The following is a 24,161-nucleotide window of genomic DNA, read 5'->3' as shown; positions in this document are numbered from 1 at the left end:
CTGGTTTCGATCAGGAGTCAGAGTGACTCAAAACCTGCTGATCTCCAGAGTGCATCCTGTTTTCCAATCATTTCATCCAGGTCGACCATTCAAACTGTTTCGGCCGGGTGACATGACTGCAATCCCTGATACTGGCTATTAAACCCTTCTTTACTTTGAATGTGTCGAAAAAAAGGTGATTTTCGTAAATTAATCTAAACTGAACCAAAAACCGGACTGGTTGAATAATGGAACTGAGCGCTTGGGTCATTATTGTTATTTTATCCGGGGTTGCCATTGTCATTGGTGGCGTCCTGTTTTTCCGTCTACATGCCTTTCTGGCTTTGCTGGCAGGTGCCATTTGTGTAGGCGTGCTGACGCCTGTGCAACAGATTGAAGAGACTGCACTTAGAAAAAGCAGTTTCAAAATCATCGAGGTCAGTGAAGACAACCGCAGTCTCGTGGTCCAGGAGGAAAAAAAAGGGAGTCTGCAACCTGGCATGCTGCTGATGATTATGGGGACCGAACAACCCCGCTTCCCCCTGATTCCCATTGCCCAGGCGGAAGTCCAGCGGGTTACTGCTCAATTTACCAAAGACAACAAACGGATCAGCATTGCCGATCTCAGCATTCGTGACGACAGTGCCAGCCGCGCAATCCGCCTCGACGACTTTGCGATTACTCCCACCCATTACAATGCAGCGATCGCGGAAGGCAAAAAATCAGTCGGCGAACGTGTCGCCGCTGGCTTCGGTTCCACCTGTGCCAAGATCGGGATTCTGATCGCACTCGCCGCCATCATTGGGATGTGTCTGCTGGAAAGTGGCGCCGCCGAACGCATTGTCCGCTCGGCCATTCAGTTTGTCGGCGAGAAGCTGGCCCCCGTCGCTTTTATGGCCAGTGGCTTTCTGCTGGCGATTCCCGTCTTTTTCGATACCGTTTTCTACCTGCTCATTCCGCTGGGCAAGGCGATGCGGTTCCGCACCGGCAAGAACTATCTGTTATATGTGCTCGCGATCGTCACCGGAGGGACGATGGCCCATTCCCTGGTACCGCCCACTCCCGGCCCTTTGTTTGTAGCCGAACAGTTGAATGTCGATATCGCCACGATGATGGTCGGGGGGCTGATTGTGGGGAGTATCGCCGCGCTCTTCGGACTCGGTTACGCAACACTCATCAATAAACATTGTGAGCTCCCCTTTCGTGACTCTGCCGATGTCACCAAAGAAGATCTGCAGAAACTGGCTTCGAAAAAAATCGAAGACCTGCCGCCACTCTGGTTGTCACTGTTACCGATTCTGCTGCCCGTTATCCTCATTGCCGGCTCCACGCTGTTGAAATTTAAAACGATCAGCAGCCAGCTCTCGCCAGAGATGCAGACCCTGATCACTACGCTGGGGAATAAGAATATTGCCCTGGGTATTGCCACTGTCATCGCGCTCTGGATGCTCATTCGTCAGAAGAAATCTTCGATGGCAGCACTCTCGGAATCGATCCAGACATCTCTTTATACCGGGGGCGTGATCATCCTGATTACCGCTGCCGGCGGTGCATTTGGCAGCGTACTGCAACAGACGGGGGTCAGTTTTCTGATTGAATCTCTGCCACAGGTCTCACCACTGATGCTGGTCACGCTGGCCTTTCTGATTACCACCGCCATCCGGACTGCCCAGGGCTCATCGACGGTCGCGATGATCACAACGGTCGGAATTCTGGGGGGAATCACCGAGTCGGCCACACTCGGCTTCCATCCGGTTTACCTGGCGCTCGCCATCGGCTGTGGCTCGAAGCCGATCTCCTGGATGAATGACAGCGGCTTCTGGGTCATCGGAAAAATGAGTGGCATGACCGAAGGCGAAACTTTGAAGTTTATCAGCCCCATGACGGCTCTGATGGGCATCGTCGGATTTATCGTGGTCCTGCTGGGAGTGCAGTTTTTCCCACTGGTTTAGAGAGGCATTGACTGGTATGAAACAGAGCACGGCAGACGCTGGCCTGAAGATGGTTACTATCACACTGGTTCTACTTTTAACCAGTGTGTCTGTCGCGGAACCTCTTCACATCGGTTCCCGGCGGGAACTGTTTGTGGATCGGCTGCTGATTGATCAGCTGGACGGCGTGACACTCCAACTGCATCATCCCGTCAAAGCACCACGCCCCCGTTCGCCACTCCCTGTAAGACACATGATGACGGTCATTAAACAGGGAGACCGCTTCCAGGCCTGGTGGCGGGGTTCCGATCCGGCTTACCAGGGGGAAAAACATACCGGGCATCCTGGTGAAACCGTACATTACGCCGTCAGCAGGGATGGTCACGAATGGGAATTCCCGGAACTGGGGCTGCATGAAGTCGCAGGCACAACAGCAAACAATGTGATCCTCGCAAAGCAGCCCCCCTTTCTGACCAACTTCACTCCGTTTCTCGACACGCGTGCTGGCGTGAAACCTGAAGAACGATATAAAGCATTAGCAGGGTATCCCGGGCCGGGGGACAAGCGGGGGTTGAAAGAGCAGGGGCACGGGCTGTTTGCGTTTGTTTCCCCCGATGGGATTCACTGGACGAAGCAGGGGGAAGTGATTCCGTATCAACCCGAGTGGCGGCACGCTTTTGATTCTGCCAATGTCGCGTTCTGGTCCGAGGCGGAGCAGAAATACGTCTGCTATTTTCGCACCTGGACCGATCCCGAACGACTGCGCAGCATCAGCCGCACGACGAGTCCTGACTTTCAACATTGGAGTCAACCGGTGGCGCTCAATCCCAATCGGCCAGGCGAGCACCTTTACACGAATCAGACACACCCCTACTTCCGGGCACCACATATTTACATCGCACTGCCTACCCGCTTTGTTCCCGGTCGAGGGGATGCACCTGAGTACGATCTGCAGGACGTCAACGCAACTGACATTCTTTTCATGACGACACGCGCCGGTTCTTCAAAATACGATCGGCTGTTTACTCACGCATTCATCAGGCCCGGCCTTGATCCAGAGCAGTGGAAGAATCGCGCCAACTATGTGGCGTTAAATGTTCTGCCAACCGGACCAGCGGAAATGTCGATCTATCATCGCAGTGGTGATCGTTACGTGTTGCGGACCGATGGCTTTGTCTCTGTGAATGCCGGTTCGGAACCAGGCAGCCTGTTGACGAAGCCGTTCATTTTTACGGGCAGCCAGCTCAACTTGAATTTCAGCACCAGTGCCGCCGGCAGTCTGAAAGTGGAGATTCAGCAGCAGGACGGCAGCCCGATTCCCGGTTTCACGATGCAGGACTGTCTGCCTGTGATTGGCGACAAAATTGATGGCACCGTGATCTGGAAAAATCGTCCCGATCTGGCTGCCTTCGCCGGTCAGCCCGTCCGCCTGAAGTTCCAGTTGCAGGAGTGTGATCTGTACTCGTTCCAGTTTGATCGGTAAGCCAGGGGAATGAAACAACAAAACAAGGTGTTTGTTCTCAGAGGAGAAAAGATGGAAGGCTTTGCCTGGATATTTGGGTTAATGGGATTCTCACTGGGGGCAGGTGCCCTGGCAGAAGCCAATCGGCTCTCCATTCAGGTGAAAGCCCTGGAAGTACGCATTGCAGTGCTGGAAGAAAAACCAGGCTCTGCAAAAGAATCATCTGAAACGTCTTTGTGAGGGTGCCATGTCGCAGGAATCTCCCCCACTGACAGAACTGACATCCATCTCTGCCGGCTTCAACACCTTTACGCTCAAGAAGTGGTTCCCCATTGCGACACTCTGCTTCTGGCTCACAATAGCCTTCCTGAGTTCAAAAACGGTGAGTGACTGGGATTACGAAAAGATCCGTTCAATTGTCTTGGGGATTTTCGTGGCGCTGGGACTCTTTTTTCTGGCCAGGTATCTCGTTTCCGGTTTTGCGGATGAAGTCTGGATGAATGAAACCTGTATTCGTTTTCAGAAGGACGGACAACAGGAAACGACACCTCTGACAAATATCGAAGAATTAAAGAGCTATCATTTTCAACTCGGTTTCCCCTTCAATTTCCCTCAGTATCTGGTTCGAATGCGATTCACCGAGCCACTCGAAATGGGAAAGCAGGTTCGTTTCTTCATTCGCAGTCCGGCACCGGGAGGCCTGTATCACGAGAAAGAGATCCTGGATACACTGGTTGCTCACATCCAGACTGCTCAGGCAAATCCCTCTTCCCAGGATTCAAATTAAAATAATACCACAGGATCTTTGACGGGTGTCTTGCCGGAGGTGGACTTCGGTCGCGCTGCTTTCAACTGTTTCTCCAGCTTCATCGCCGCTTCCTTTGTGACGGCTGTCTGTTCCAGATTGATGATCTCGATCTTTTTTAAACCGGCCAGATACTTCAGACCCGCATCCGTGATCTGCGTATTCTTCAGGTTCAATCTCGACAGATCTGGTAACTCCTGCAGACGTTCCAGTGTTTGATTGGTAATCTTGCAGTTTTCCAGATTCAAATAGGCGATTTGATTCAGCAGGGCGATTTCAGCGAGCGTGTCATCTGTAATATTCGTATTGCTGGCATCCAGTTCAATAACGTATTTCTCTCGATAGCTGATGTATTTCCCGATATAGGGGACCAGCAGATTCGGTACCAGCGGAGGCTTTATGCTGTAAGTGTCCCAGACGTTGACTTGGGCATCGATCAATTTTTGAGTGAACGCGTTTTTCTGTTTCAGATTCTGGATGTATAAGAACAGACTGAGAAATAGAGTGACAAGCAGCCCAACCACCAGCAAGCGTATGACGAGCCTGATCCGGCTGCGGGAATCAGCCAGCCAGCGTTCCTTCTGTTGCTCAAGCGTACTTAACATATTTCTTATCAAAATCCTGGTTTAAGAAGGATCGGGGAACTCAGCTCAACCCCAACATACTCAACACCAGTATGATGGCAATGGCTTCCTGGTAATCGATGTTCCGCAGGGAAAACAGATCAGAGATCAGACGGAGCCAGAATTCTTTCAAAAACCAGGCAATGATCAGCAGAATACAGATTGTCAAAACAGCATCGAGAATAGACGTCAGTACCAGTCCACCGAGCCCCACTTTCGCGACGAAACTGAACTTGATGATGCCCGCTAGTGCATTAAAGGCAAATAGAGCGAGATTAAACTTTGGCGTAATCCTGTGTGATTCCGCAGGGAGTGGTGTTGTTGACATTGCTGTGATTTCCTGGACTTTCAGATGATAGAACCGGTTTCTAATGCACACGATCATAACAGTTCCGCAACACAATCAAAACATTCGTTTAAAGACAGAACACTCAATCTGGGTGCAATGCGATCTTTTCATGCTTGCTTAACTCAATCTTTCATGCCACTATATCTTCCACAACAGACGGATCTCGTTCCCGTCAGATTCACTGACAGCAAAGTCGCATTAGATCTCATCTCTCATTATCACTGCTGTGGGTTGCGTTATTTTATGGATCAGAATGTTCGCACGTCACGTTTATTCAATCTGCTGTCGGCTGTGCTGGCATTTATTCTCTGGGGAGGCTGGGCTTATCACATTAATTCCCAGGACTCCACTCAGTCAGGCGTCGTCTCGGGACTGACACAGGGGACCGCCAGTTTTATGATCACCCTGTTCATGGTACACGCCGTCACGTTACTGTTTCACCGGTTTCATCATCCTTTTACGAAGGTGCTGCTGCCCGCAGTTGTCGTCATCTGCTGTACCAGTCTGTTTCTTTATACCATCCATTTAGTCATGGGGACGCCTCGCATCCTCGCAACGATTCTACCTGCGTTAAGCGTTGCCTTTTCTTTCTGCCTGTTTACGTCGTTTAAATTACTCCGAATTCACCAGCAGAGAAGCAGTCAATATGAATGAACCCAGCGCACGGCGTCCGCTCAAAGTTCGCGATGTCAAACTGGTCAATACCTTCGCCCGTTACCTGAGCGGCAAAAATATCACGCCCAATCAGATCTCGGTCACCAGTGTCTTTTTTGCGTTACTGGCAGCAGCCTGTTTTCTGCTGTTTGCCCGCTATGCTTACTGGTGGCTGCTGATCCTGGCCGGGCTGATGATCCAATGCCGCCTGCTGTGCAATCTGTTTGATGGCATGGTCGCCGTCGAAGGGGGGAAAAGTACGAAGTCCGGCGAATTGTTCAATGATATTCCTGATCGTATTGCCGACCCGTTGATTCTGGTTTCCGCCGGCTATGCGATTCATATTGTCGACTTTGGAGGCGAACTGGGCTGGTGTGCGGGACTGCTTGCCGTGATGACGGCTTATATTCGCACATTGAGCGCGAGTATCGGTGCCCCCGTTGATTTCAAAGGGCCAATGGCGAAACAGCATCGGATGGCGATCCTGACGATTGCCTGTGTAGTCACCGCGCTGGAAACGATCTTCCGTCAGTCCGACTATGGTCTGTTGATCGCTCTGATTGTGATCGTCGTCGGCTGTGTCATTACCTGTATTCGTCGCACTGTTTCTGCCTATCGGTTTCTGGAAGCCTGAATATGTTCGAGATCCCGCCTCACTCATTAAACGCGATGCTGGTCGTACTGGGACTGCTGGTGACTGCCACGACCTGCCGCCTGATACTCGCGCGTGTCAAACCGCAGAAAGACTACACCGAACTGCGGCAGCGGATTCAGTCCTGGTGGTGGATGATCGGCATTATTTTCGTCTGTCTGATCGTCAGTCAGACCACCGCGATTATTCTGTTTGCCTTTATCAGTTTCCTGGCGTTGAAAGAATTCTTTTCCATTGTCCCAACCCGCCAGGCGGATCGACGCGTGCTGTTCTGGGCTTATGTTTCGATTCCCATTCAGTACTATTTCGTCAGTATCGGCTGGTACGGCATGTTTATCATTTTTATTCCCATCTATATCTTCCTGCTGCTACCGATGCGGATGGTATTGATTGGCGAAACGAAAGGCTTCATCTACTCAGCGGGAATTATTCACTGGGCGGTGATGCTGACGGTCTTCTGTCTGAGCCATATCGCCTATCTGCTGGTGCTGCCAGTTCAAAACAAAGAAGCGGGGGACATCGGCCTGGTGATTTTCCTGCTGCTGATGACGCAGCTCAACGACGTCTGTCAGTACATCTGGGGCAAGCTGCTGGGCCGACATAAAATTATTCCCAAAGTCAGCCCCAATAAAACCTGGGAAGGATTCATCGGAGGCGTGCTGTCGATCGCCCTCGTTTCGTCACTGCTGGGACCTTATCTGACTCCCCTGTCGCTGAAGTACAGTCTGCTGGGGGGATTGCTCATCAGCGGTTCGGGTTTTATCGGAGACGTCGTGATTTCTTCCATCAAACGGGATCTGGAAATCAAAGACAGTGGCAGTCTGATTCCCGGGCATGGCGGGATACTGGATCGCTGCGACAGCCTGATTTTTACGTCCCCTCTATTCTTTCACTTCCTGTATTACATGAATTACTGAGCCATGGAACGTGCCCTCAAAATCCTGTTCTTTGCGCTCTTTGTCAGACCGATTGTGTTTATCGTGCTCGGTCTGAACCTGCGAGGCAAACCGAATCTGCCGCTGGAAGGTCCCGCGCTGATCGCCGCGAATCACAACAGTCACCTCGATACGCTGGTACTGATGAGCCTGTATCCGCTCTCAAAAATCCATCGGGTGCGTCCCGTCGCTGCTGCTGATTATTTTCTGCGAAACAAATATCTGGCCTGGTTTGCCCTCAAATGCATTGGCATCATTCCCATCAATCGCAGTGGTCGCATGCGAAAAAGCGAGTTGTTTGCCGGCTGTCATCAGGGACTGGATCAGGGAGACATTCTGATTCTGTTTCCCGAAGGTAGCCGCGGCAATCCGGAAGAACTGAGCGAAATCAAACGGGGCATCTATCATATCGTACACGATCGTACCGACACCCAAGTCACGCCGGTGATGATGCATGGTCTGGGGCGAGCCCTGCCGCGCGGCGAAGCGCTGCTGGTTCCCTTTAATTGTGATGTGATCATTGGAAAAGCACTTCCCGATGCCGAAAACGGGGAACAACTGGTGAATGCCATTAAAGATGCCTTTCTGGAACTGCAGAAGTATTGCATTACCTGCAGTCAGCCACGATCATGGATGCAGGATCCCAAACCGGAACCATAAGTAATCGACAAAATCCATGGAGTTCTGACTGATGAAGTTGCGCGCTGTCCTGTTGTTGTGCTTACTGTTATTCACCACCATTGCCTCGACCGTTCAGGCGGCAGAAAAATCGAAACGCCCTAATATCATTCTGATCATGTGTGATGACATGGGCTGGTCGGATATCGGCTGTTACGGCGGTGAAGTGCAGACACCCAATCTGGATCGCATGGCGGCAGAAGGGCTGCGGTTTACCCAGTTCTATAATAACGCGGTCTGCTGGACCACGCGGGCTTCTCTGGTGACCGGTTTGTATCCCCGCTATCCGCGTCCCCATCTGACGCGTAACATGGTGACGATCGGCGAAGTCCTGCAGCAGGCCGGCTATCAGACGGTCCTCAGCGGCAAATGGCATCTGGGACGCACCGAATCAACGCATCCCGTCTATCGCGGGTTTCAGGAGTATTACGGCCTGCTGGATGGCTGCTGCAATTTTTTCGATCCCTACTACCGCGATCCCAAATTCAAACGGGGGATTACCGGCGATGGTTACCGCTTCTTCGCTCATAATACGACGCGGATTACTGAGTTCCCCGAGGACTTTTATACGACCGACGCTTTTACCGACCATGCGATTCAGCAGATTAAGAACTGTTCCCAGTCTGACAAGCCTTTCTTTCTGCATCTCTGTTACACGGCTCCCCACTATCCCCTGCATGCCAAACCGGAAGACATCAAAAAATACAAGGGACGTTACGCTGCAGGTTGGGAAGCGTTGCGCGATGAACGTTATCAGCGGCAGTTGAAAATGGGGCTCGTCGATCCCCACTGGAAGCTGCCGGCCCGCGATCCGGAATCAGCCGACTGGGAACAGGACAAATATCCGCGCGACTGGCAGGAACGCCGTATGGAAGTTTACGCCGCGATGATTGACTGCATGGATCAGAATATCGGGCGACTGCTGTCGACGTTAAAAGAGACCGGCGTGGATGAGAACACGATTGTGATGTTTCTCTCCGATAACGGACCCGATGCGAGTGAGCCGGGCGGAGCGAATCCGGAGCAGCTCCCCGGACCTAAAGAATATTACACCACCTGTGGTCCTAGCTGGGCGTTTCCGCAGAATACACCCTTCCGTCGCTTTAAAACGTGGATGCATGAGGGGGGCATTTCGACTCCCTTCATCGTACGCTGGCCTGGCAAGATCGAAGCGAATTCCATCACGCGGCAGCCGGCACATATCATTGATGTCATGCCGACCTGTGTCGAACTGGCGGAAACCGAATATCCGACGACGTTCCAGACTCACAAAATTCTGCCCGTCGATGGAAAAAGTATCCTGCCTGTCCTGCAGGGAGAAACCCGCGAGCCACATCAATCGCTGTTCTGGGAGTTGAGGAATAACCAGGCCGTTCGCCAGGGAAAATGGAAACTGGTCGCAGACCGTACTATCAATCGCTGGGAGCTGTATGATCTGGAACAGGATCGTACCGAAACGAATGATCTGGCTGCCCAGTATCCCGAGCGTGTGGCACAGATGAAAGCGGACTGGCTGCAGTGGGCCGAAAAAACCGGAGTCGCGCAGGAAAAGCATCAGCGGGGAAAGCAGATTCCCTGAATGCGTTTCCGCTTCAATGGTTTGCCCGTTTGAATTTTGAGAGTTCCTGTCGGGCCTGTTCGGTCAGTGGATGATTAACGGCTGCATACACCCGGACTCGTTTTTCCAGCAGCCATTCCTTCCAGGGAACATTCGGTTCCATGGTTGCTAACGAATCGATGATCTGCTGATTTTCCATTTTTTCTGAGATCAGATACCGTACCAGCAGTCGATTATCTTCCAGACGATGCAGGGCAAAGGGACGCTGCAACTGTGCATACAGGGGAGCGGCATATGCGGCGCTCGCATCACACAGGCTGACGGATTTGAACAGAATGGCGTCCAGCAGTTGACGGCTTCCCCACGGGCTGTCCTGCAGCAGCTTCAAGGTAGCGATGATGTTCTGCAGACCCTGATCAGGCTGTTTCTGCTGGAGTGCGGCAATGGCCTCGATCGCGGTCGCTTCCGTGGGATTGTGTTCTCTGATTGTTACCAACTGTTCTTCCGGAACAGGGACACCGGATTCTGCCAGCGTGTGTGCATAGACCAGGGTTTCAATCGGGCAGCTGAAGTCAGGTTCAAATGTCTGAAAGCGTGCCAGGACATCTAAATAGCGCCTGGACAGATACAGGTTATAAGCCTCTCCGCGTGTCTGCTGTGCTTCGGATAATGAATCGGCAATATAAACGGCGCCCCCCAGTCTGAGTTGCATCGCCAGTCGTCTTTGAATGACTTTTTCCCGACTCGCTGCATCAAGCGTCACCGGCAGATCATCGTTCAACTGAACCGCGCGTTCCTGCAGATCGTGAATTGAAAAACGCGTTGACTTGCCAACGGTTTTTGCAAACGCATATTCGAGCAGATTGCGGTCATCCAGATTCATCGGATCAGAAAGTGATTCCAGCAGTTGATCAATCGTGCGATTCCCACAGACGAAGTGAGCCAGGACGCCTTCCACGTCAATGACGGACCAGCCCTGTTTGAGCCCTTCTGCTATTACAGGCTGATTCAGCTTCTGCTGCAGTGAGTCCCACTGATACTGAAAAGCCTCTTTCGTCTTACCACAGACCAGCACCATGTCGCGGGCCTTGGTCTGCCAGATCTGAACTTCGGGAAACTTGGCTCTGACTGTCTGCAGTACGATATGAACGGTGCTGTCATCGACTTCGTAACCCTGGAGCCACTGCAGGAACAGACCTTCCGGATTCAGACGCTGGGAAACGGAATCATAAAACTCCCGGGTATAGAGATTCGCGATGCCGGCCCGATAGGGATTCGAAGGCTCGGAGACAATCAGATCGTACTGTTTTTTGCTGGTCAGTAAAAACTCGCGGGCATCGTTAAAATGCAGCTTGAGTTTCGGGTTGTGCAACGCATCCCGATTGATTTGTGAACAGCGTTGCGTCATCTCCAGAACGACGGGTTCCAGTTCGACCACATCGACGGCGGTCATCTCTTCCACCGCCGACATCCAGCCAGCGGATTCCCCGGTGCCCAGCCCGATCACCAGCCCGGTGCGCGGTGCGGGGTGAAGCAGGGGGCCAATCAGCCCCAGGCCGATCTGGGTACCTGCATCTCCAAACGCGTTCCCGTCACTCTTGCCGTTGACGATAAAAGCCAGGCTGTCTGTGGCTGTGATCGCGACACTCGATTCCCGTCCTTCCGCTTCCCAGATGCATTGTCGGTTTTTCGTATGTGAGAAGTTCTGTTCTCCGTTCTCCCCTTTTTCATCCAGGCTGGCGCGTCGCGCCCCAATCCCGGCATGCCTCCAGACTGCGGTGGGACCGGTTTCCAGAATCATGAAAATCGTGACCAGAGAAAGGACAACTGAAGTCGCCAGCGAGAAGAATCGCCAGCGTTGACCCGCCAGTAACAGGATTAAACCCAGGATCAACAGCAGGCAGACGGAGAGTTTCCAGAGACCCGGGGCAGTCATGACGGGCAGCAGAAAGAATCCCCCTGCGATCGAACCCGAGATAGCTCCCAGCGTATTCGCCGCAAAGGTCCAGCCGACATGTTTGCCGACATGGGCTTTCCCTGTCCCGGCAATCGCGATCAGCAGTGGAAACTGAAAACCGGCGATCAGAGCCGCGGGAAAAATGACAAAGGCACCGACTTCAAACCAGTTCCAGACCTGCTCCAGAAACGTCGCTACGGGCTGACTCTGTTGGTGCAGGACCCAGAATGCAATCTGATCTCCATACCAGAACGGAACCGCGATCAACAACGCTTCCAGCGTACAGATGACTGCCAGAAAGGAGAGCGTCGGTTTTACAAGTCGTGCCAGTAAAGCATAGAGCGCACCTCCGACTCCAATGCCGAGCAGCGCCACACAGAGGATTAACCCAAACGTATAAGTTGTGCCCCCCAGTAGCGGTCCCAGCATGCGATACCAGACTATCTCCATCAGAAAGAAGACAAAGCCGACCGTTCCTGATGCGAAACAGACGATGCCTAACTGTTCCGGCTGAGTGGTACTGTTCTCCGGGCTGATTGACGGTGGTAGCTCTGTCTGTTCCTGATGTGTCTGTGCCTCGGCTCCCTGTGATAATTTTTTCGAAATCAGCAGGGCTGAGACGGCCAGCAGCAGATTGATCCCGCAGGCGAACCAGAGCACACCACGATTTCCCAGCGCTTCCAGCAGCATAAAATTAGCCATGCCGGCTCCGACGACAGCGCCGATGGTGTTCAATCCGTAAATCAATGCGACCCCCCGACGATGCGGGTCGGCAGAACTGGTGACGGCACGGGCGGCAGCCGGCATGGTGCCCCCCATCAGAATGGTGGGGGCTGCCAGGATCAGCGCGGAAGCCAGGAGGCGTAAGAGCGTCGCCAGTTCCGGTCCCAGTGCGGCCTGACCTCCCAGGCTCACATATAATTGTCGTACGAGCATGATCAGCAGGGGACTGATTCCCGCCGTCAGCGCGATTCCCAGTTCCAGCAGGCCGTAACATCGCAGCGGGCGTTCTGTCGCATCGATCCTGCCGCCGAACAGCCAGTTCCCCAGCCCCAGTCCCGCCATGAAGATGGCCAGCACTGCGGCAGAAGAGGCGGTTGTTGCTCCGAATACCAGTCGCAGTTCACGAATCCAGACGACCTGAAACATCAATGCGCAGCAACCCGAGAGGAGCAGCATCAGTGAAAGCATCCAGAGAGGAGCGGTACGTTCTGGTAGCGACTGATTCAAGAATCTCTCCGACCGACTGCATTCAGCAGAAATCATGGATAAAATAAGAATTTGGCAGGGTAAAGGGTTGCAGGCCCGCTTGCAGACTCAGTCCCTTCATCATGACTGATTGATGTCAGGATATCAAGAATGACAGAGAGGGATTGAATCGCCTCAATCAGTCAGAAGCAGCGGACTGAGCTTGAATCAGATCAGCAGCAGGAACAATTCCTGTAGATCGTTATCTGGAGAATAAAAGACGGAAAAAGAAGGGAGTTCAGGCGAAGAGGAGAGCAGGTAAGTTCTGTGTCAGTCTACTGAGAAGGGGACTCCCAGTCGCTGCAATCGCCGTTCAACAGGAACACACGATTGTGAATAATTGATGAATTCAGACGCAGGTTAGTTTAGAAATCCGAGCCAGCGTTTTTTCTGTTCATCGTTGAGAGGTTTTTCTGCAGGGACTTCTTCTTCCTCACTGCGTTCCAGATTCAAACCCAGCTGCTTTTCTTTTTTGCGAATCTGTTCTTCACGGTTCTGCAACATCGACTGGGTGCGCGACAGACGGGCACGTTCGATGGAGATCTCTACTTCTGCCAGTCCCAGGCTATGTTCCAGATCGTGGTGCAATGCCTGCAGTTGTTCCAGGAGTTCTGCAGGAGCATTATTCAACTGTTCCCAGTTCACAGGAATGACGGCGGTTTCTGCTTCCCGCAGGCGCTTGATTAATGCGCTGATATACAGATCCCGTTCACGAACGGCCGCGATCAGTTGATTTGGTGTTGCCGATTCCTCAATGATTTCAACGGGGGGATCCGGAATCGGCGGTTTATAACTTGCCAGGGTACGCCCGCCAGATCCCGCGGGAGTCGAACTTAAAAGTGAACCAGTTGAAGTTTCCGGTCTCTTTTGTGGTTCCGGTTTGGGGGCCGGCTTACGGGCCAGATCAGCGGAGACATCTACTCCCTGACCTGCCATCAGTTTCTGCTTCATGGCCTCCCAGCCACTGACGGCCGAGTCTGTACCGGCATCAGAATGAGGCATTTGCACGGGTTCGGGTGTAGGAGGTTCTTCTTCAATGATTGTTTCTTCGCTGACCGCTGACTCTTCTGAACTGAGGATAGTCGGTGAAGAAAGGTAGTCAACCAGGCTGGATGTCTGAGGTGCTACCGGCCCCTTTTCGAAACCATCCTGCACAACTTTTTTCAGTTCCGCAATCTGCAGTTCAATTCGGGTCAGGGCCGATTCCGTCTCCATGCCCTGCCATTGTTCGAGCAGAGCATGCAGGTCGTGTGTCAGTTTCTGTTGTTCTTCGATGACCTCCGGTGGCATCCCGCTGGAAATGGTCATGCCCCGGTCGGCGCCAGTTCGATGCCGCCGGTCCAGTTGCTCGGCAACCTGTTCCAGGCGTTCCGTAAGGATTACGACCAGCTGTTCCTTTTCTTCGAGTTCGGTCTGCAGTTCGAGGATTTTCTGCTGATCAGCGGCGCTGAGCTCTGCTTTTTCCCGTTGCGCGATCTGCAACTGTTCGCCAAGTTGCGACAGCCGTTCGGTCAAGGTGTTGACCAGAGTTTCTTTTTCCTGCAGTTCCGTTTCGAGTTCCAGCAGGCGTTGCAGATCTGTTTCTGTCAGGTCATGCTGGTGCTGCTGGCTGCGTTCCAGCTGTTCTGCCACCTGGGACAGCCGGTCCTTGAGCACTGCGATCAGCGCTTCTTCTTCCTGCCGAATCGATTCCAGTTCCTGAATTCGATGGTTATCCGAGGCTTTCTGTTCGTGGCTGGTATGCTGACTGCGTTCCAGGCGTTCTGCTACCTGGGTCAACTGTTCGGTCAGTCGCTCTACCAGTTGTTCTTTTTCCAGAAGCTCCGTTTCCAGCTCCGCCATGTGCTGAATCTTTTCCGCATCCCATTGGGCGATCTGTTCGGCTTCCTGTCGCTCGATCTCTGCGGCTGAGCGCGGACGTTCCTCCTGACGATCGGATTCAGAGCCTGTTTGCGGCTGTGGATTGATCTGCGGAATCTCTGGGTCAGGTTGAGGAGCGTCTTGACCGGGTTCCATCCATTCGTACCTGAGTCTGTTTACCTTTCACATGGTATAAAGCTAAAAATATAGGACAGCTATGGTTAGCCTAGCTTATGTGAAAGCAGTCTCAGCGGGATTCGCGACGTCAATGATGCACTTTTTCGACATCCTTCTGCCGATGGTAGCGATTATTCATATACTGCAGGATTTACCACATTACTGGGCTGTTTGCCCACTAGAACATCTGCCACCTGACTTGCTGCCTGCTGTCGAAGTTCGTCCAGTGACTCTTGTGATATAAATGCAGCATGTGGCGTGGCAATGATCCGGTCGTGCTGAAAAAACGGGTCAGACAGATCAGGGGGTTCCGGATCAAAGACGTCCAGCGCGGCACCTGCAATGTCCTCATTTTTCACCGCGGCTTTTAATGCATCGAAGTCAATCAGTCCGCCACGGGCCGTATTGACGATGATCGCGTTGGACTTCATTTTCTGAAACGCGGTCGCATCGAACTGATGTTGCGTCGCTTCGGTTAGCGGAGCGTGGATTGAAATCACGTCACTCTGCTCCAGCAGTTCCTCGAATGAAACCATGCGGGTGCCGGTTCCGTAGTCGTTACCAGACGAATTGGTGGCAATCACCTGCATGCCGAACGCCCGTCCCCTTTCGGCGACTGCCTGCCCTGTCAGGCCGAATCCAAACAGGCCCAGTGTCAGTGTTCCCACACGACGAGGCAGCGGGGCTGCGGAGAGATCATAAATTCCCTGTTTTGTCTGATGGTGCAGAAAGGCGATATTTCTCAGACTGGCGAGCATCAGGCCAATCGCATGATCGGCTACTTCGGGTATGCAATAATCGGGGACGTTCGTTACGGGAATCTTCAACGAAGTGGCATAAGCGACATCGATATTGTCCAGCCCGATTCCCAGCCGTGCAATCGTCTTGCAGTCCGGGGCGGCATCAATCACTTTCTGAGTCACCTGGGCCCAGCAGGTGGCAATCGCATCGACGCCTGAAGCGCATTCCACTAAAGTTGCTTCGTCGGCACCGGGAGGGGCTTCGATCACTTCCGCATCGACACGCGCCAGCTCCTGTTTTTCGACTTCACAGTCAGGCCAGGCACGGTCGGTAATTAACACACGATATTTAGCAGACACAAATCACTCCTTTTGTTTTGTGAGAACGCTTCGAGGATTCTGTTCTTTCAGCATCTTATTTTTAAGTTATGTTTACAAGTCCAGCTCTCTGCAATTCTGCACGGAACTCACGATTACCAGAACTCAAGAGTCAGATTGATCACAACTGGATCAGTCCTGCGACAGAAAGCAGCCTGAAATGAGGAACTATGATCAGATGTTACTTGTTCTAAACTGTTAAATTGAGGCGATTTAATAAAAATATGAGATCTATGGTGACAATCGGCCCTCCTTTTGCGTCTTAAAGAGAGAGAGCTTGACACGTTTGGGGTTACGTGACATGATTCAAGCGTCGTCCGTTTGTTTTAAAGGGTTTTCATGAATTTACATCTGACAGTCATTTTGATGCTGATTTCGATGCTGTCCCACACTGTGCTGGGATGTGGCTGGCATCATGCGCACGACTGTCATGCGGGAGAACATGAGACCTGTCAGACAGTGAGTCTCTGTCATCATGAAGCCGAACACGTGGATCATGGGCACAAACATTCGCATGCCACTTCCGATCAATGTACTCACGAGACAGACCAGAACATTCCTGTGCATCAGGACTCCGATCCCTGTCAGGAGGGCCGCTGTTCCTATCTGGCAGCAACTTCTGTCAAGGTGCTCGATGAATCTTCCCAGCTCATCAGTCTGATGCCGCTCTGGGACGATTTATTTTCTGCCCGTGAAAAACAATACGTCGATCATATGCCGCTTTTCAGTTCCGCTTCGGTCTTTCTGTCACCGGGCGTGCGCGCGCAGTCACTGACCACTGTCTGGTTGATTTAGAGACCGCTCTTTTCTGACTGTCTCCCCGATTTTGCGCCAAGTACCGGAATTATTCCGCGCTTGAACGTTTTGCAAATCGGACCTCTCACGAATTACCTTGTGCATGCTTCGGGCATCTTATGCGCAGCCCGATACGAGGCCTGTGATGAATGATTCAAAACTGAAACAAAACTGGAAAACATTACTGACAATCGTCGTGCTGGTGATTGCGGGATTTCTGCTCTGGGGGACTCAGCAGCAGTGGATGCCTGCACTCAAAAGCTATGCTGGCAAAGGGAGTCAGCAGCAGTCTGATCAGAAAAAAACTGACGCTGCAGCAGAGGAGGATCATCACGATCACGACCATGCGGGACACGATGAGACCAGCTCGCTGGAACTCTCGCCTCAGGCCAGAAAAAATGTCGGTCTGACGGCTGATAAAGTGGTTCCGGTTCAGCTCAAAGACTTTACCCGTACGATTACGATCCCCGCGATGGTGGTGGAGCGTCCTGGCAAGACCCGCATCAAGGTGGTTGCCCCCATGACAGGTATTGTCACCAATGTGAACGTCACCGGGGGGGAAGCCGTTCAACCAGGGCGCCCCCTGTTTAAAATCCGATTGACGCATGAAGATCTGGTACAGGCCCAAACGGCGTATCTGAAAACTCTGGGCGAACTCGATGTCGAACTTAAAGAAATCGACCGGATTAAGGTGATTACCGATAAAGGGGTCATCGCCGGTAAGGTGCTGCTGGAACGCGAATATGAAAAAGAAAAGCTGGAAGCAATTCTCAAAGCACAGCGCGAGGCACTCCTGCTGCATGGTTTTACTGCGTCGCAAGTAGATGAAATCAAGAAGACACGGCGACTGATTAAAGAACACCTGGTTTATGCCCCTCTGGTGCATGATCAGTCCGGTGAAGTATCGGCTCCGGATATGGAAATACAACGAATTTCCGCCCCTGCGCCGGCAACCCTCGATCAGGAGGCTGCATCTCAACGATCTCTGCTGGTCGTGCAGTCACTGGATGTCAATAAAGGGGATTTCGTACAGGCCGGAGACACGCTCTGTGTGCTGGCTGATTACAGTGATCTGTATATCAAAGGTCAGGCCTTTGAGCAGGAGACTGACGAAATTACACGCTGCCTGGAAAATCAGTGGCCCGTCGAAGCGATCGAGGAAGAAAATAACAAAAGCAAACAGCTGATCAAAGATCTGAAGATCGATTACCTCGATAATAAGATCGAAACCGAAACCAGGACCTTTTCCGTCTATGTGAATCTGACGAATCAGATAGAGCACGACACCATTCGCAAAGACGGAGATCGCTATATTACCTGGCGATTCAAAACCGGACAGCGAATGCAGTTACTCATTCCGGTGGAAACCTGGCAGAAACAGATCGTACTTCCCGTGGAAGCGGTCGCCAGTGAGGGGGCCGAGCAGTTTGTCTTTCAGGAGAACGGAGATCACTTCGATCGTCGCCCCGTTCATGTGCTGTATCAGAATCAGCTCTGGGCAGTGATCGAAAATGACGGGTCTATCTTTCCCGGAGACAAAATTGCGTTAGCAGGGGCACATCAACTGCAGATGGCATTGAAGAACAAAGCCGGCGGCGCCGTCGATCCGCATGCGGGACACAATCACTGATTGTTTCCCCTTGTCAGGCTTTTGATCTCTCTTTCGCACTCTGTCACTACCTGGAACTGCTGCCATGTTAAACGCAATTATTCGATTTGCTCTGAAACAACGCCATCTCACGCTGGCGTTCTCACTGTTTCTGATCGGCTTCGGCAGCTGGCAGGCAGTGAATATGGGCATTGACGTGTTTCCGAATCTCAATCGTCCCCGTGTTGTGGTGATGACCGAAGCGCCGGGTATGGCACCGGAAGAAGTGGAATCGCTGATTACTTTCCCGCTGGAAACAACCTTAAACGGTGCCACCGGTGTGCAGGCAGTCCGCAGTTCCTCTGGTGTCGGCATTTCGATTATCTATGTGGAATTTGAATGGGGCACCAATATCTATAATGACCGGCAGGTCGTCAACGAACGACTGCAGCTGGTGACCGAACAGCTGCCTGATGGCGTGAAACCGCAGCTCGCGCCGATCTCGTCCATCATGGGGCAGATCATGATGCTCGGCATGTGGAGTGAAGGGGATAAAACTTCGCCGCTCGAAGTCCGCACGCTGGCCGACTGGGTGGTTCGACAACGCCTGCTGACGATTCCCGGCGTATCTCAGGTTTTCACCATGGGAGGCGGTCGCAAGCAGTTTCAGGTACTCGTGGACCCGCAATCGTTGTTGAAATACGGTATCACCCTGCATGAAGTGCGACTGGCTTGTGAAGAGAGTAATGAAAATGCGACTGGCGGATATCTGGATGAACAGGGACCAAATGAATTCCTGGTACGTGCATTAGGTCGAATTCAGACTCTGGAAGACCTCGAGAAAGTGGTCGTCGCAACCCGCAAAGGACGCCCGGTGATTCTCTCGCAGATTGCCAAAGTCATCGAAGGGCCTCAGGTCAAACGGGGGGACAGTTCTGCCTTCGTGAAACAGGAAGACGGTACCTTTATGGGAGGGGACGCCGTCGTATTGACCGTCAATAAACAACCCAACGCCGACACCCGTCGCGTGGCCAACGATGTGATCCAGGCATTAAAAGATCTGGAACCTTCTCTCCCCAAAGACATCCGCATTCAACCCGAGCTGTATTCACAGAAATCTTTTATTGACCGCTCGATAGAAAATGTGATCGACGCTCTGGTGGATGGCGGCATTCTGGTAGTCATCATTCTGTTTCTGTTCCTGATGAATTTTCGCACGACGTTTATCACGCTGACTGCGATTCCTCTGTCGATAGCCATTACCGCCATCATTTTTGCGATCTTCGGGTTATCCATTAATACCATGACATTAGGGGGGCTCGCGGTTGCCATTGGGGAACTCGTGGACGATGCGATTGTGGATGTGGAAAACATTTTCCGCCGACTGCAGGAAAACCGTTATGCAGAACATCCCAAACACACACTGCTAGTTGTGTTCCAGGCGAGTTGCGAAATTCGCAATTCGATCGTCTTTGGAACTGCGATTGTGGTGCTGGTCTTTCTACCTCTGTTTGCCTTATCGGGTATGGAAGGCCGCCTGTTTGCCCCGCTGGGCGTGGCCTACATCGTTTCGATTCTGTCTTCACTGCTGGTTTCGCTGACGCTGACGCCGGTCCTTTCCTACTGGCTGTTGGGGAAAAAATTCGGAACACCCGTCGATCCCGAGAAAAGAACATCGTCCGCAGAACACGGTCATCAGGATGGCCCGCTCCTGCGATTTCTGAAATGGATTGCCGGGTATGTGATCAGTTTCAGTATTCGCTTTTCGGGCCCGATGCTGATTGCGGGAATCATCGGTGTGTTTGTGGCCGGCCTGTTCCTGCTTCAACTGGATCGAGATTTTCTGCCTCCTTTCAATGAAGGGGTTGCGCAGTTGAATGTGGTGTTACCGCCGGGAACTTCACTGAAAAAATCGAATGAGATATCAAAAACCGTGATGGATCGGTTGAAGAAAATCAAAGGAGTAGAAGCTTTCTCCCGCAGAACCGGACGCGCAGAACTGGACGAGCACGCCGAAGGGGTGAATGTTTCCGAATATATCATTTCTTTTGATCCTGAATCGGACCGCAGCCGCGAACAGGTGCTCGACGACATCCGGACTTCGATGGAAGCGATTCCGGGGATCGTGATTTCGGTGGAACAGCCTTTGGCCCATCTGATTTCCCATATGATTTCCGGAGTGAAAGCGCAGGTCGGAATTAAAATCTACGGGGAAAATCTGACTGTATTGCGTAATACCGCCAGGAAGATGGAGGTGGCGATGCAGAGTGTGCCCGGCGTCACCGATGTGCTGGTCGAGCCCCAGGTCGAAATCCCGCAACTGCAGATCAAGTTGAACCGGGATAAATTGAAACTGTATGGTTTAACTCCCGCGTATGTGAATGAGTATGTGGAAACGGCCATGAACGGCATGGTCGTTTCACAGGTATTACAGGGACAGCGTACTTTCGACCTGTTGATCCGCATGGATGAACGCTACCGTGAAGATCGGCAGGCACTTGAGCGGTTGTCGATTGATCTCCCGGAGGGGGGCACCACGCCGCTTTCATCGGTCGCCACAATTTCTGTGTCATCCGGGCCGAATACTATCAATCGGGAAAAAGTCCAGAAACGAATCATCGTGCAGTGTAATGTGACAGGACGTGGACTGGTCGATGTGGTGAATGAGATCCAGGCGAAGCAGAGGCCCATCATTGAAGCGCTGCCCGCAGGTTACTTCGTAGAATATAGTGGTCAGTTTGAAAGTCAGCAGTCGGCTTCGCGGATGATTTCGGCATTGTTTCTGGTTTCGATGCTGGGTGTTTTCCTGGTCCTGTTCACAATGTTCCGGTCCGCGAATTTTTCTCTGCAGGTGATGGCCGCTTTGCCGATGGCGTTCATTGGTTCGGTGATTGCCCTGGTGGTGACCGGGCAGACACTGACGATTGCCGCGATGGTCGGTTTCATTTCACTGGGAGGCATCGCCTCCCGTAACGGAATTCTATTGTTAAACCATTACCTCCATCTGGTGAAATATGAGGGAGAAGGCTGGACGCGGGAAATGATTGTCCGAGCGGGGCAGGAACGACTGGCACCGGTTCTGATGACCGCGTTGACTTCCGGAATCGGACTGGTACCACTGGCGATGTCACAGGGAGAAGCCGGTAAAGAAATTCTGTATCCCGTCGCTACCGTCATTATCGGCGGACTGTTGAGCAGTACGATTCTGGAATTCTTCATTCGCCCTGCATTGTTCTGGAGTTATGGTCGTACAGCCGGTGCGCGGATTGTGGCAGACACAAATGAAGATGTACCGCTGATCGAAGAGCGGGAAGAAGAGACAACTCCCGTCGCGTGAACGGGAGAAAATGAAAACGTAATAGAAACGAGTTGCATGTAACAGCATGTATGAGATTTATTGAAAAGGATTGAAACGATGAAGAACAGATTGACAGATTTATTGACGGTAGGATTCTGTGTGCTGGGATTGACCTTTGTGGGGTGTAATTCCGGTTCAGAGCAGGGGACAAAATCGTTTGACGAAGCGGCTCCGGAAGATGTGACCATGGAAGAACATGATCACGACCACGATCATCCCAGTGAGGGGCCGCATCACGGTTCTTTAATTGAACTGGGGAAAGAAGTCTATCATGCAGAGCTCGTGCACGACGAAAAAAGCGGCGCGGTCACCATTTATATTCTCGATGGTGCTGCCAAAGCCAGTGTTCCCATCACAGCAGAAAGTGTGCTGGTCAATGTCAAACACGATGGCAAAGGACAGCAGTTTACGCTGGCCGCTGCTCCCGAGCAGGGGGATCCGGAAGGGAAGTCTTCCAAATTCACGACCCAGGATAAAGCATTGGGTGAACTGTTAGATGAAAAAGGGACAACTGCCCGACTGGTTCTGGAGATCGACGGCAAATCGTTTACCGGCGAGATTGATGCACACGATCATGAACACGACCACGATCATGGGCATGATGAAAAACATGCTCACTAGAGTCGATTTCGTGTGAGTTGATTATTAGAAACGCCGTTCTCTTTCTCGGGAACGGCGTTTTTTTAAGACTTCGCGAGTTCCGTTAATCTTGCTCAGTATGCTGGACAGATGGAATCGTTTCAGCCGCTGTTACTTCGGATACGGTACACGAGCAGCCTTCTTTTGACCCTGGTATAAGTAAACTTGATACTAAGGGGAGTAAGTATGACTCATTCGATTAGACAGAGCAGGGAATCGCATGGTATACTGCCGATATAGATAATCAGAGGAAATTCCGCGCTCAGTCCAGAAATCGATTTCGGACCTCATTCAGGCATTGAGATGAAACAGCAATTGAATAGACGGCAGTCCCGTCAGCAGACAGCAGGAGCTTCCCGGCGCGAATTCATGAGAATCGGTCTGGGGGGATTCAGCAGCCTGTCTCTACCCGGGTTGTACCAACTGCAGGCGGCCGCTGAATCGCAGGGAAAAGCTCCCGCCACACCGAAAAAAGAGCGGACGGCGGTAATTCTGGTCTGGTGCCGAGGCGGTGTCAGCCATCTGGATACCTACGATCCCAAACCTGAAGTGGCTTCCGATTATCGCGGTCCGTTTTCACCGATCGCGACAAAAACAGAGGGCCTGATTCTCAGTGAGCTGCTTCCCCGGCATGCACAGATTTCGGATAAATTTACGGTTCTGCGTTCCATCACCCATACCGGAGGAGGGCATCCGGCCGGTTCGCTGCAGGTGCTGGGAGGCGATCCTGACCGCATTGATAAACGCAAACCCAAGCTGCCCGACTTCATGTCGGTTGCCAATTTTCTGCGTCGTGATTCGAACAATGTGCTCCCCAACTATATTGGCGTGAATGCGATTACGAATTATGACAGCTTTCAGATTGCCGGCCCGACTTACCTGGGACCGGGATCGGGTCCGTTTCAGATCAGCGGGGACCCCAGTTCGCCTGATTTCAAGGTTCCTAACATCGGCCTGACTGATGCGAAACAGACCGAACGTCTGGCAAAGCGAATTTCACTGCGAGAACAGTTCGATCAGTATCGTCGTGATCTGGATCTGGATGGTTCCATGGAAGCGATGAATCAGTTCGAAGCCCAGGCGACCAATCTTTTGACCAGTAAACAGGCCGCCGATGCCTTTGATTTAACCCGCGAGCCACAACACATTCGTGAGCGCTACGGCATGCATCAATGGGGACAGCAGTGCCTGATGGCGCGACGTCTGGTGGAAGCAGGTGTGGAAATCATTACGACTGAGCTTTCCGGAAAACTGTGTGGCCGTGTCAATAACTGGGATGACCACGCCGTCAATCACCATGTTTTTGACGCGATCAAATATCGAATGCCTTTCTATGACCAGGCGGTCACTGCGTTGATTGAAGACATCTATCAGCGGGGCCTGGATAAACGGGTACTGGTTGTAGTCGCAGGTGAATTTGGTCGTACTCCTCGTATCTCGTATGCAAAGAGTACGGGAGGCGGAATCGGCAGCGGCAGTGCAGGAACGACCCAGCCAGGCCGCGATCACTGGCCGAACGCGAATTCGATGCTGTTTGCCGGCGGAAATATTCAGACCGGTCAGATCATCGGTGCCACGGATGGAAAAGGGGAAGGACCCGTTGAACGTGCGGTCGGCCCCCACGATTTCCTGGCGACCATCTATTCGCATCTGGGCATTGATTACGCGAATACGTTTTTACCCGATTTTTCAGGACGCCCGACTCCCATCGTAATGCATGGGAACGCCATTCCCGAACTGGCGGGTCGTGCCTGATCTCGCGAACCAAACCAAAGCAAAAAAGAACGCCTCTTAG

At 52.3% G+C, this 24,161-nt stretch carries 19 protein-coding genes; 14 read left to right on the top strand and 5 right to left on the bottom strand.

What is annotated here, in order from left to right; genetic code table 11:
• Positions 1-227 precede the first annotated feature (227 nt).
• The 4 genes from ACN0YN_RS15555 to ACN0YN_RS15540 are packed head-to-tail and all read left to right on the top strand — an operon-like array spanning position 228 to position 4,159.
• Positions 228-1,931 (top strand): GntP family permease, encoded by a 1,704-nt coding sequence (locus ACN0YN_RS15555; RefSeq protein WP_417385937.1) that lies wholly within the window; start codon positions 228-230, stop codon positions 1,929-1,931.
• Positions 1,932-1,947: 16 nt separating this feature from the next.
• Positions 1,948-3,393 carry a hypothetical protein gene (locus ACN0YN_RS15550; protein ID WP_417385936.1) on the top strand — a complete coding sequence of 482 codons (1,446 nt, stop codon included), beginning with the start codon at positions 1,948-1,950 and terminating at the stop codon, positions 3,391-3,393.
• Between the two features lie 9 nt (positions 3,394-3,402).
• Positions 3,403-3,612 carry a hypothetical protein gene (locus ACN0YN_RS15545; RefSeq protein WP_417385935.1) on the top strand — a complete coding sequence of 70 codons (210 nt, stop codon included), beginning with the start codon at positions 3,403-3,405 and terminating at the stop codon, positions 3,610-3,612.
• A 7-nt stretch (positions 3,613-3,619) separates the two neighbouring features.
• Complete coding sequence (locus ACN0YN_RS15540; RefSeq protein WP_417385934.1) at positions 3,620-4,159, top strand: hypothetical protein; 540 nt, start codon at positions 3,620-3,622, stop codon at positions 4,157-4,159.
• Here ACN0YN_RS15540 and ACN0YN_RS15535 read toward each other — a convergent pair.
• Together ACN0YN_RS15535 and ACN0YN_RS15530 are read right to left on the bottom strand one after the other, a co-directional pair.
• A complete protein-coding gene (locus ACN0YN_RS15535) occupies positions 4,156-4,782 on the bottom strand; it encodes a hypothetical protein (RefSeq protein WP_417385933.1) in 627 nt (208 codons plus the stop codon). The genes ACN0YN_RS15540 and ACN0YN_RS15535 overlap by 4 nt on opposite strands.
• 40 nt (positions 4,783-4,822) lie before the next feature.
• Positions 4,823-5,128 carry a hypothetical protein gene (locus ACN0YN_RS15530; RefSeq protein ID WP_417385932.1) on the bottom strand — a complete coding sequence of 102 codons (306 nt, stop codon included), beginning with the start codon at positions 5,126-5,128 and terminating at the stop codon, positions 4,823-4,825.
• A 264-nt stretch (positions 5,129-5,392) separates the two neighbouring features.
• On the opposite strand from ACN0YN_RS15530, the gene ACN0YN_RS15525 reads away from it, so the two are divergent.
• The 5 genes from ACN0YN_RS15525 to ACN0YN_RS15505 are packed head-to-tail and all read left to right on the top strand — an operon-like array spanning position 5,393 to position 9,647.
• Positions 5,393-5,803: a hypothetical protein gene (locus ACN0YN_RS15525; RefSeq protein ID WP_417385931.1), complete on the top strand. Its 411-nt coding sequence runs from the start codon at positions 5,393-5,395 to the stop codon at positions 5,801-5,803.
• Positions 5,796-6,437 carry a CDP-alcohol phosphatidyltransferase family protein gene (locus tag ACN0YN_RS15520; protein ID WP_417385930.1) on the top strand — a complete coding sequence of 214 codons (642 nt, stop codon included), beginning with the start codon at positions 5,796-5,798 and terminating at the stop codon, positions 6,435-6,437. Before ACN0YN_RS15525 ends, ACN0YN_RS15520 begins: the two co-directional genes overlap by 8 nt.
• 2 nt (positions 6,438-6,439) lie before the next feature.
• Positions 6,440-7,372 carry a phosphatidate cytidylyltransferase gene (locus ACN0YN_RS15515; RefSeq protein ID WP_417385929.1) on the top strand — a complete coding sequence of 311 codons (933 nt, stop codon included), beginning with the start codon at positions 6,440-6,442 and terminating at the stop codon, positions 7,370-7,372.
• A gap of 3 nt (positions 7,373-7,375) precedes the next feature.
• Complete coding sequence (locus ACN0YN_RS15510) at positions 7,376-8,050, top strand: lysophospholipid acyltransferase family protein (protein ID WP_417385928.1); 675 nt, start codon at positions 7,376-7,378, stop codon at positions 8,048-8,050.
• Between the two features lie 31 nt (positions 8,051-8,081).
• The gene (locus ACN0YN_RS15505) at positions 8,082-9,647 is read left to right on the top strand and encodes an arylsulfatase (protein ID WP_417385927.1); all 1,566 of its coding nucleotides are present in this window, start codon (positions 8,082-8,084) and stop codon (positions 9,645-9,647) included.
• Between the two features lie 13 nt (positions 9,648-9,660).
• Here the strand turns inward: ACN0YN_RS15505 and ACN0YN_RS15500 are convergent, their stop codons facing one another.
• The 3 genes from ACN0YN_RS15500 to ACN0YN_RS15490 form a co-directional block, all read right to left on the bottom strand.
• Positions 9,661-12,813, bottom strand: coding sequence for a fused MFS/spermidine synthase (locus ACN0YN_RS15500; protein WP_417385926.1), 3,153 nt, complete (start codon positions 12,811-12,813; stop codon positions 9,661-9,663).
• Between the two features lie 378 nt (positions 12,814-13,191).
• Positions 13,192-14,847: a hypothetical protein gene (locus ACN0YN_RS15495; RefSeq protein WP_417385925.1), complete on the bottom strand. Its 1,656-nt coding sequence runs from the start codon at positions 14,845-14,847 to the stop codon at positions 13,192-13,194.
• A gap of 152 nt (positions 14,848-14,999) precedes the next feature.
• On the bottom strand, positions 15,000-15,968 hold the full coding sequence (locus ACN0YN_RS15490) for a C-terminal binding protein (protein ID WP_417385924.1): 969 nt from the start codon (positions 15,966-15,968) through the stop codon (positions 15,000-15,002).
• Between the two features lie 357 nt (positions 15,969-16,325).
• Here ACN0YN_RS15490 and ACN0YN_RS15485 point away from each other — a divergent pair, with 357 nt between their 5' ends.
• The 5 genes from ACN0YN_RS15485 (at position 16,326) to ACN0YN_RS15465 (ending at position 24,121) form a co-directional block, all read left to right on the top strand.
• Positions 16,326-16,781, top strand: coding sequence for a hypothetical protein (locus ACN0YN_RS15485; protein ID WP_417385923.1), 456 nt, complete (start codon positions 16,326-16,328; stop codon positions 16,779-16,781).
• Between the two features lie 145 nt (positions 16,782-16,926).
• A complete protein-coding gene (locus ACN0YN_RS15480) occupies positions 16,927-18,411 on the top strand; it encodes an efflux RND transporter periplasmic adaptor subunit (protein WP_417385922.1) in 1,485 nt (494 codons plus the stop codon).
• 64 nt (positions 18,412-18,475) lie between these two features.
• The gene (locus ACN0YN_RS15475) at positions 18,476-21,706 is read left to right on the top strand and encodes an efflux RND transporter permease subunit (protein WP_417385921.1); all 3,231 of its coding nucleotides are present in this window, start codon (positions 18,476-18,478) and stop codon (positions 21,704-21,706) included.
• Between the two features lie 78 nt (positions 21,707-21,784).
• A complete protein-coding gene (locus ACN0YN_RS15470; protein WP_417385920.1) occupies positions 21,785-22,348 on the top strand; it encodes a hypothetical protein in 564 nt (187 codons plus the stop codon).
• A 321-nt stretch (positions 22,349-22,669) separates the two neighbouring features.
• Positions 22,670-24,121 carry a DUF1501 domain-containing protein gene (locus tag ACN0YN_RS15465; RefSeq protein WP_417385919.1) on the top strand — a complete coding sequence of 484 codons (1,452 nt, stop codon included), beginning with the start codon at positions 22,670-22,672 and terminating at the stop codon, positions 24,119-24,121.
• Positions 24,122-24,161: the final 40 nt, after the last annotated feature.

The sequence above is a fragment of the Gimesia sp. genome, assembly GCF_048260065.1.
Taxonomy (GTDB): Bacteria; Planctomycetota; Planctomycetia; order Planctomycetales; family Planctomycetaceae; genus Gimesia.
This window is presented reverse-complemented; position numbering and strand designations above follow the sequence as displayed.

Bases quoted from the DNA above. Each gene is read 5' to 3' on its own strand.
- ACN0YN_RS15545 (WP_417385935.1), top strand. From the start codon at position 3,403: ATGAAACAACAAAACAAGGTGTTTGTTCTCAGAGGAGAAAAGATGGAA.
- ACN0YN_RS15540 (WP_417385934.1), top strand. From the start codon at position 3,620: ATGTCGCAGGAATCTCCCCCACTGACAGAACTGACATCCATCTCTGCC.
- ACN0YN_RS15535 (WP_417385933.1), bottom strand. From the start codon at position 4,782: ATGTTAAGTACGCTTGAGCAACAGAAGGAACGCTGGCTGGCTGATTCC.
- ACN0YN_RS15520 (WP_417385930.1), top strand. From the start codon at position 5,796: ATGAATGAACCCAGCGCACGGCGTCCGCTCAAAGTTCGCGATGTCAAA.
- ACN0YN_RS15550 (WP_417385936.1), top strand. From the start codon at position 1,948: ATGAAACAGAGCACGGCAGACGCTGGCCTGAAGATGGTTACTATCACA.
- ACN0YN_RS15530 (WP_417385932.1), bottom strand. From the start codon at position 5,128: ATGTCAACAACACCACTCCCTGCGGAATCACACAGGATTACGCCAAAG.
- ACN0YN_RS15510 (WP_417385928.1), top strand. From the start codon at position 7,376: ATGGAACGTGCCCTCAAAATCCTGTTCTTTGCGCTCTTTGTCAGACCG.
- ACN0YN_RS15555 (WP_417385937.1), top strand. From the start codon at position 228: ATGGAACTGAGCGCTTGGGTCATTATTGTTATTTTATCCGGGGTTGCC.
- ACN0YN_RS15485 (WP_417385923.1), top strand. From the start codon at position 16,326: ATGAATTTACATCTGACAGTCATTTTGATGCTGATTTCGATGCTGTCC.
- ACN0YN_RS15480 (WP_417385922.1), top strand. From the start codon at position 16,927: ATGAATGATTCAAAACTGAAACAAAACTGGAAAACATTACTGACAATC.
- ACN0YN_RS15470 (WP_417385920.1), top strand. From the start codon at position 21,785: ATGAAGAACAGATTGACAGATTTATTGACGGTAGGATTCTGTGTGCTG.
- ACN0YN_RS15465 (WP_417385919.1), top strand. From the start codon at position 22,670: ATGAAACAGCAATTGAATAGACGGCAGTCCCGTCAGCAGACAGCAGGA.
- ACN0YN_RS15525 (WP_417385931.1), top strand. From the start codon at position 5,393: ATGGATCAGAATGTTCGCACGTCACGTTTATTCAATCTGCTGTCGGCT.
- ACN0YN_RS15505 (WP_417385927.1), top strand. From the start codon at position 8,082: ATGAAGTTGCGCGCTGTCCTGTTGTTGTGCTTACTGTTATTCACCACC.
- ACN0YN_RS15495 (WP_417385925.1), bottom strand. From the start codon at position 14,847: ATGGAACCCGGTCAAGACGCTCCTCAACCTGACCCAGAGATTCCGCAG.
- ACN0YN_RS15475 (WP_417385921.1), top strand. From the start codon at position 18,476: ATGTTAAACGCAATTATTCGATTTGCTCTGAAACAACGCCATCTCACG.
- ACN0YN_RS15515 (WP_417385929.1), top strand. From the start codon at position 6,440: ATGTTCGAGATCCCGCCTCACTCATTAAACGCGATGCTGGTCGTACTG.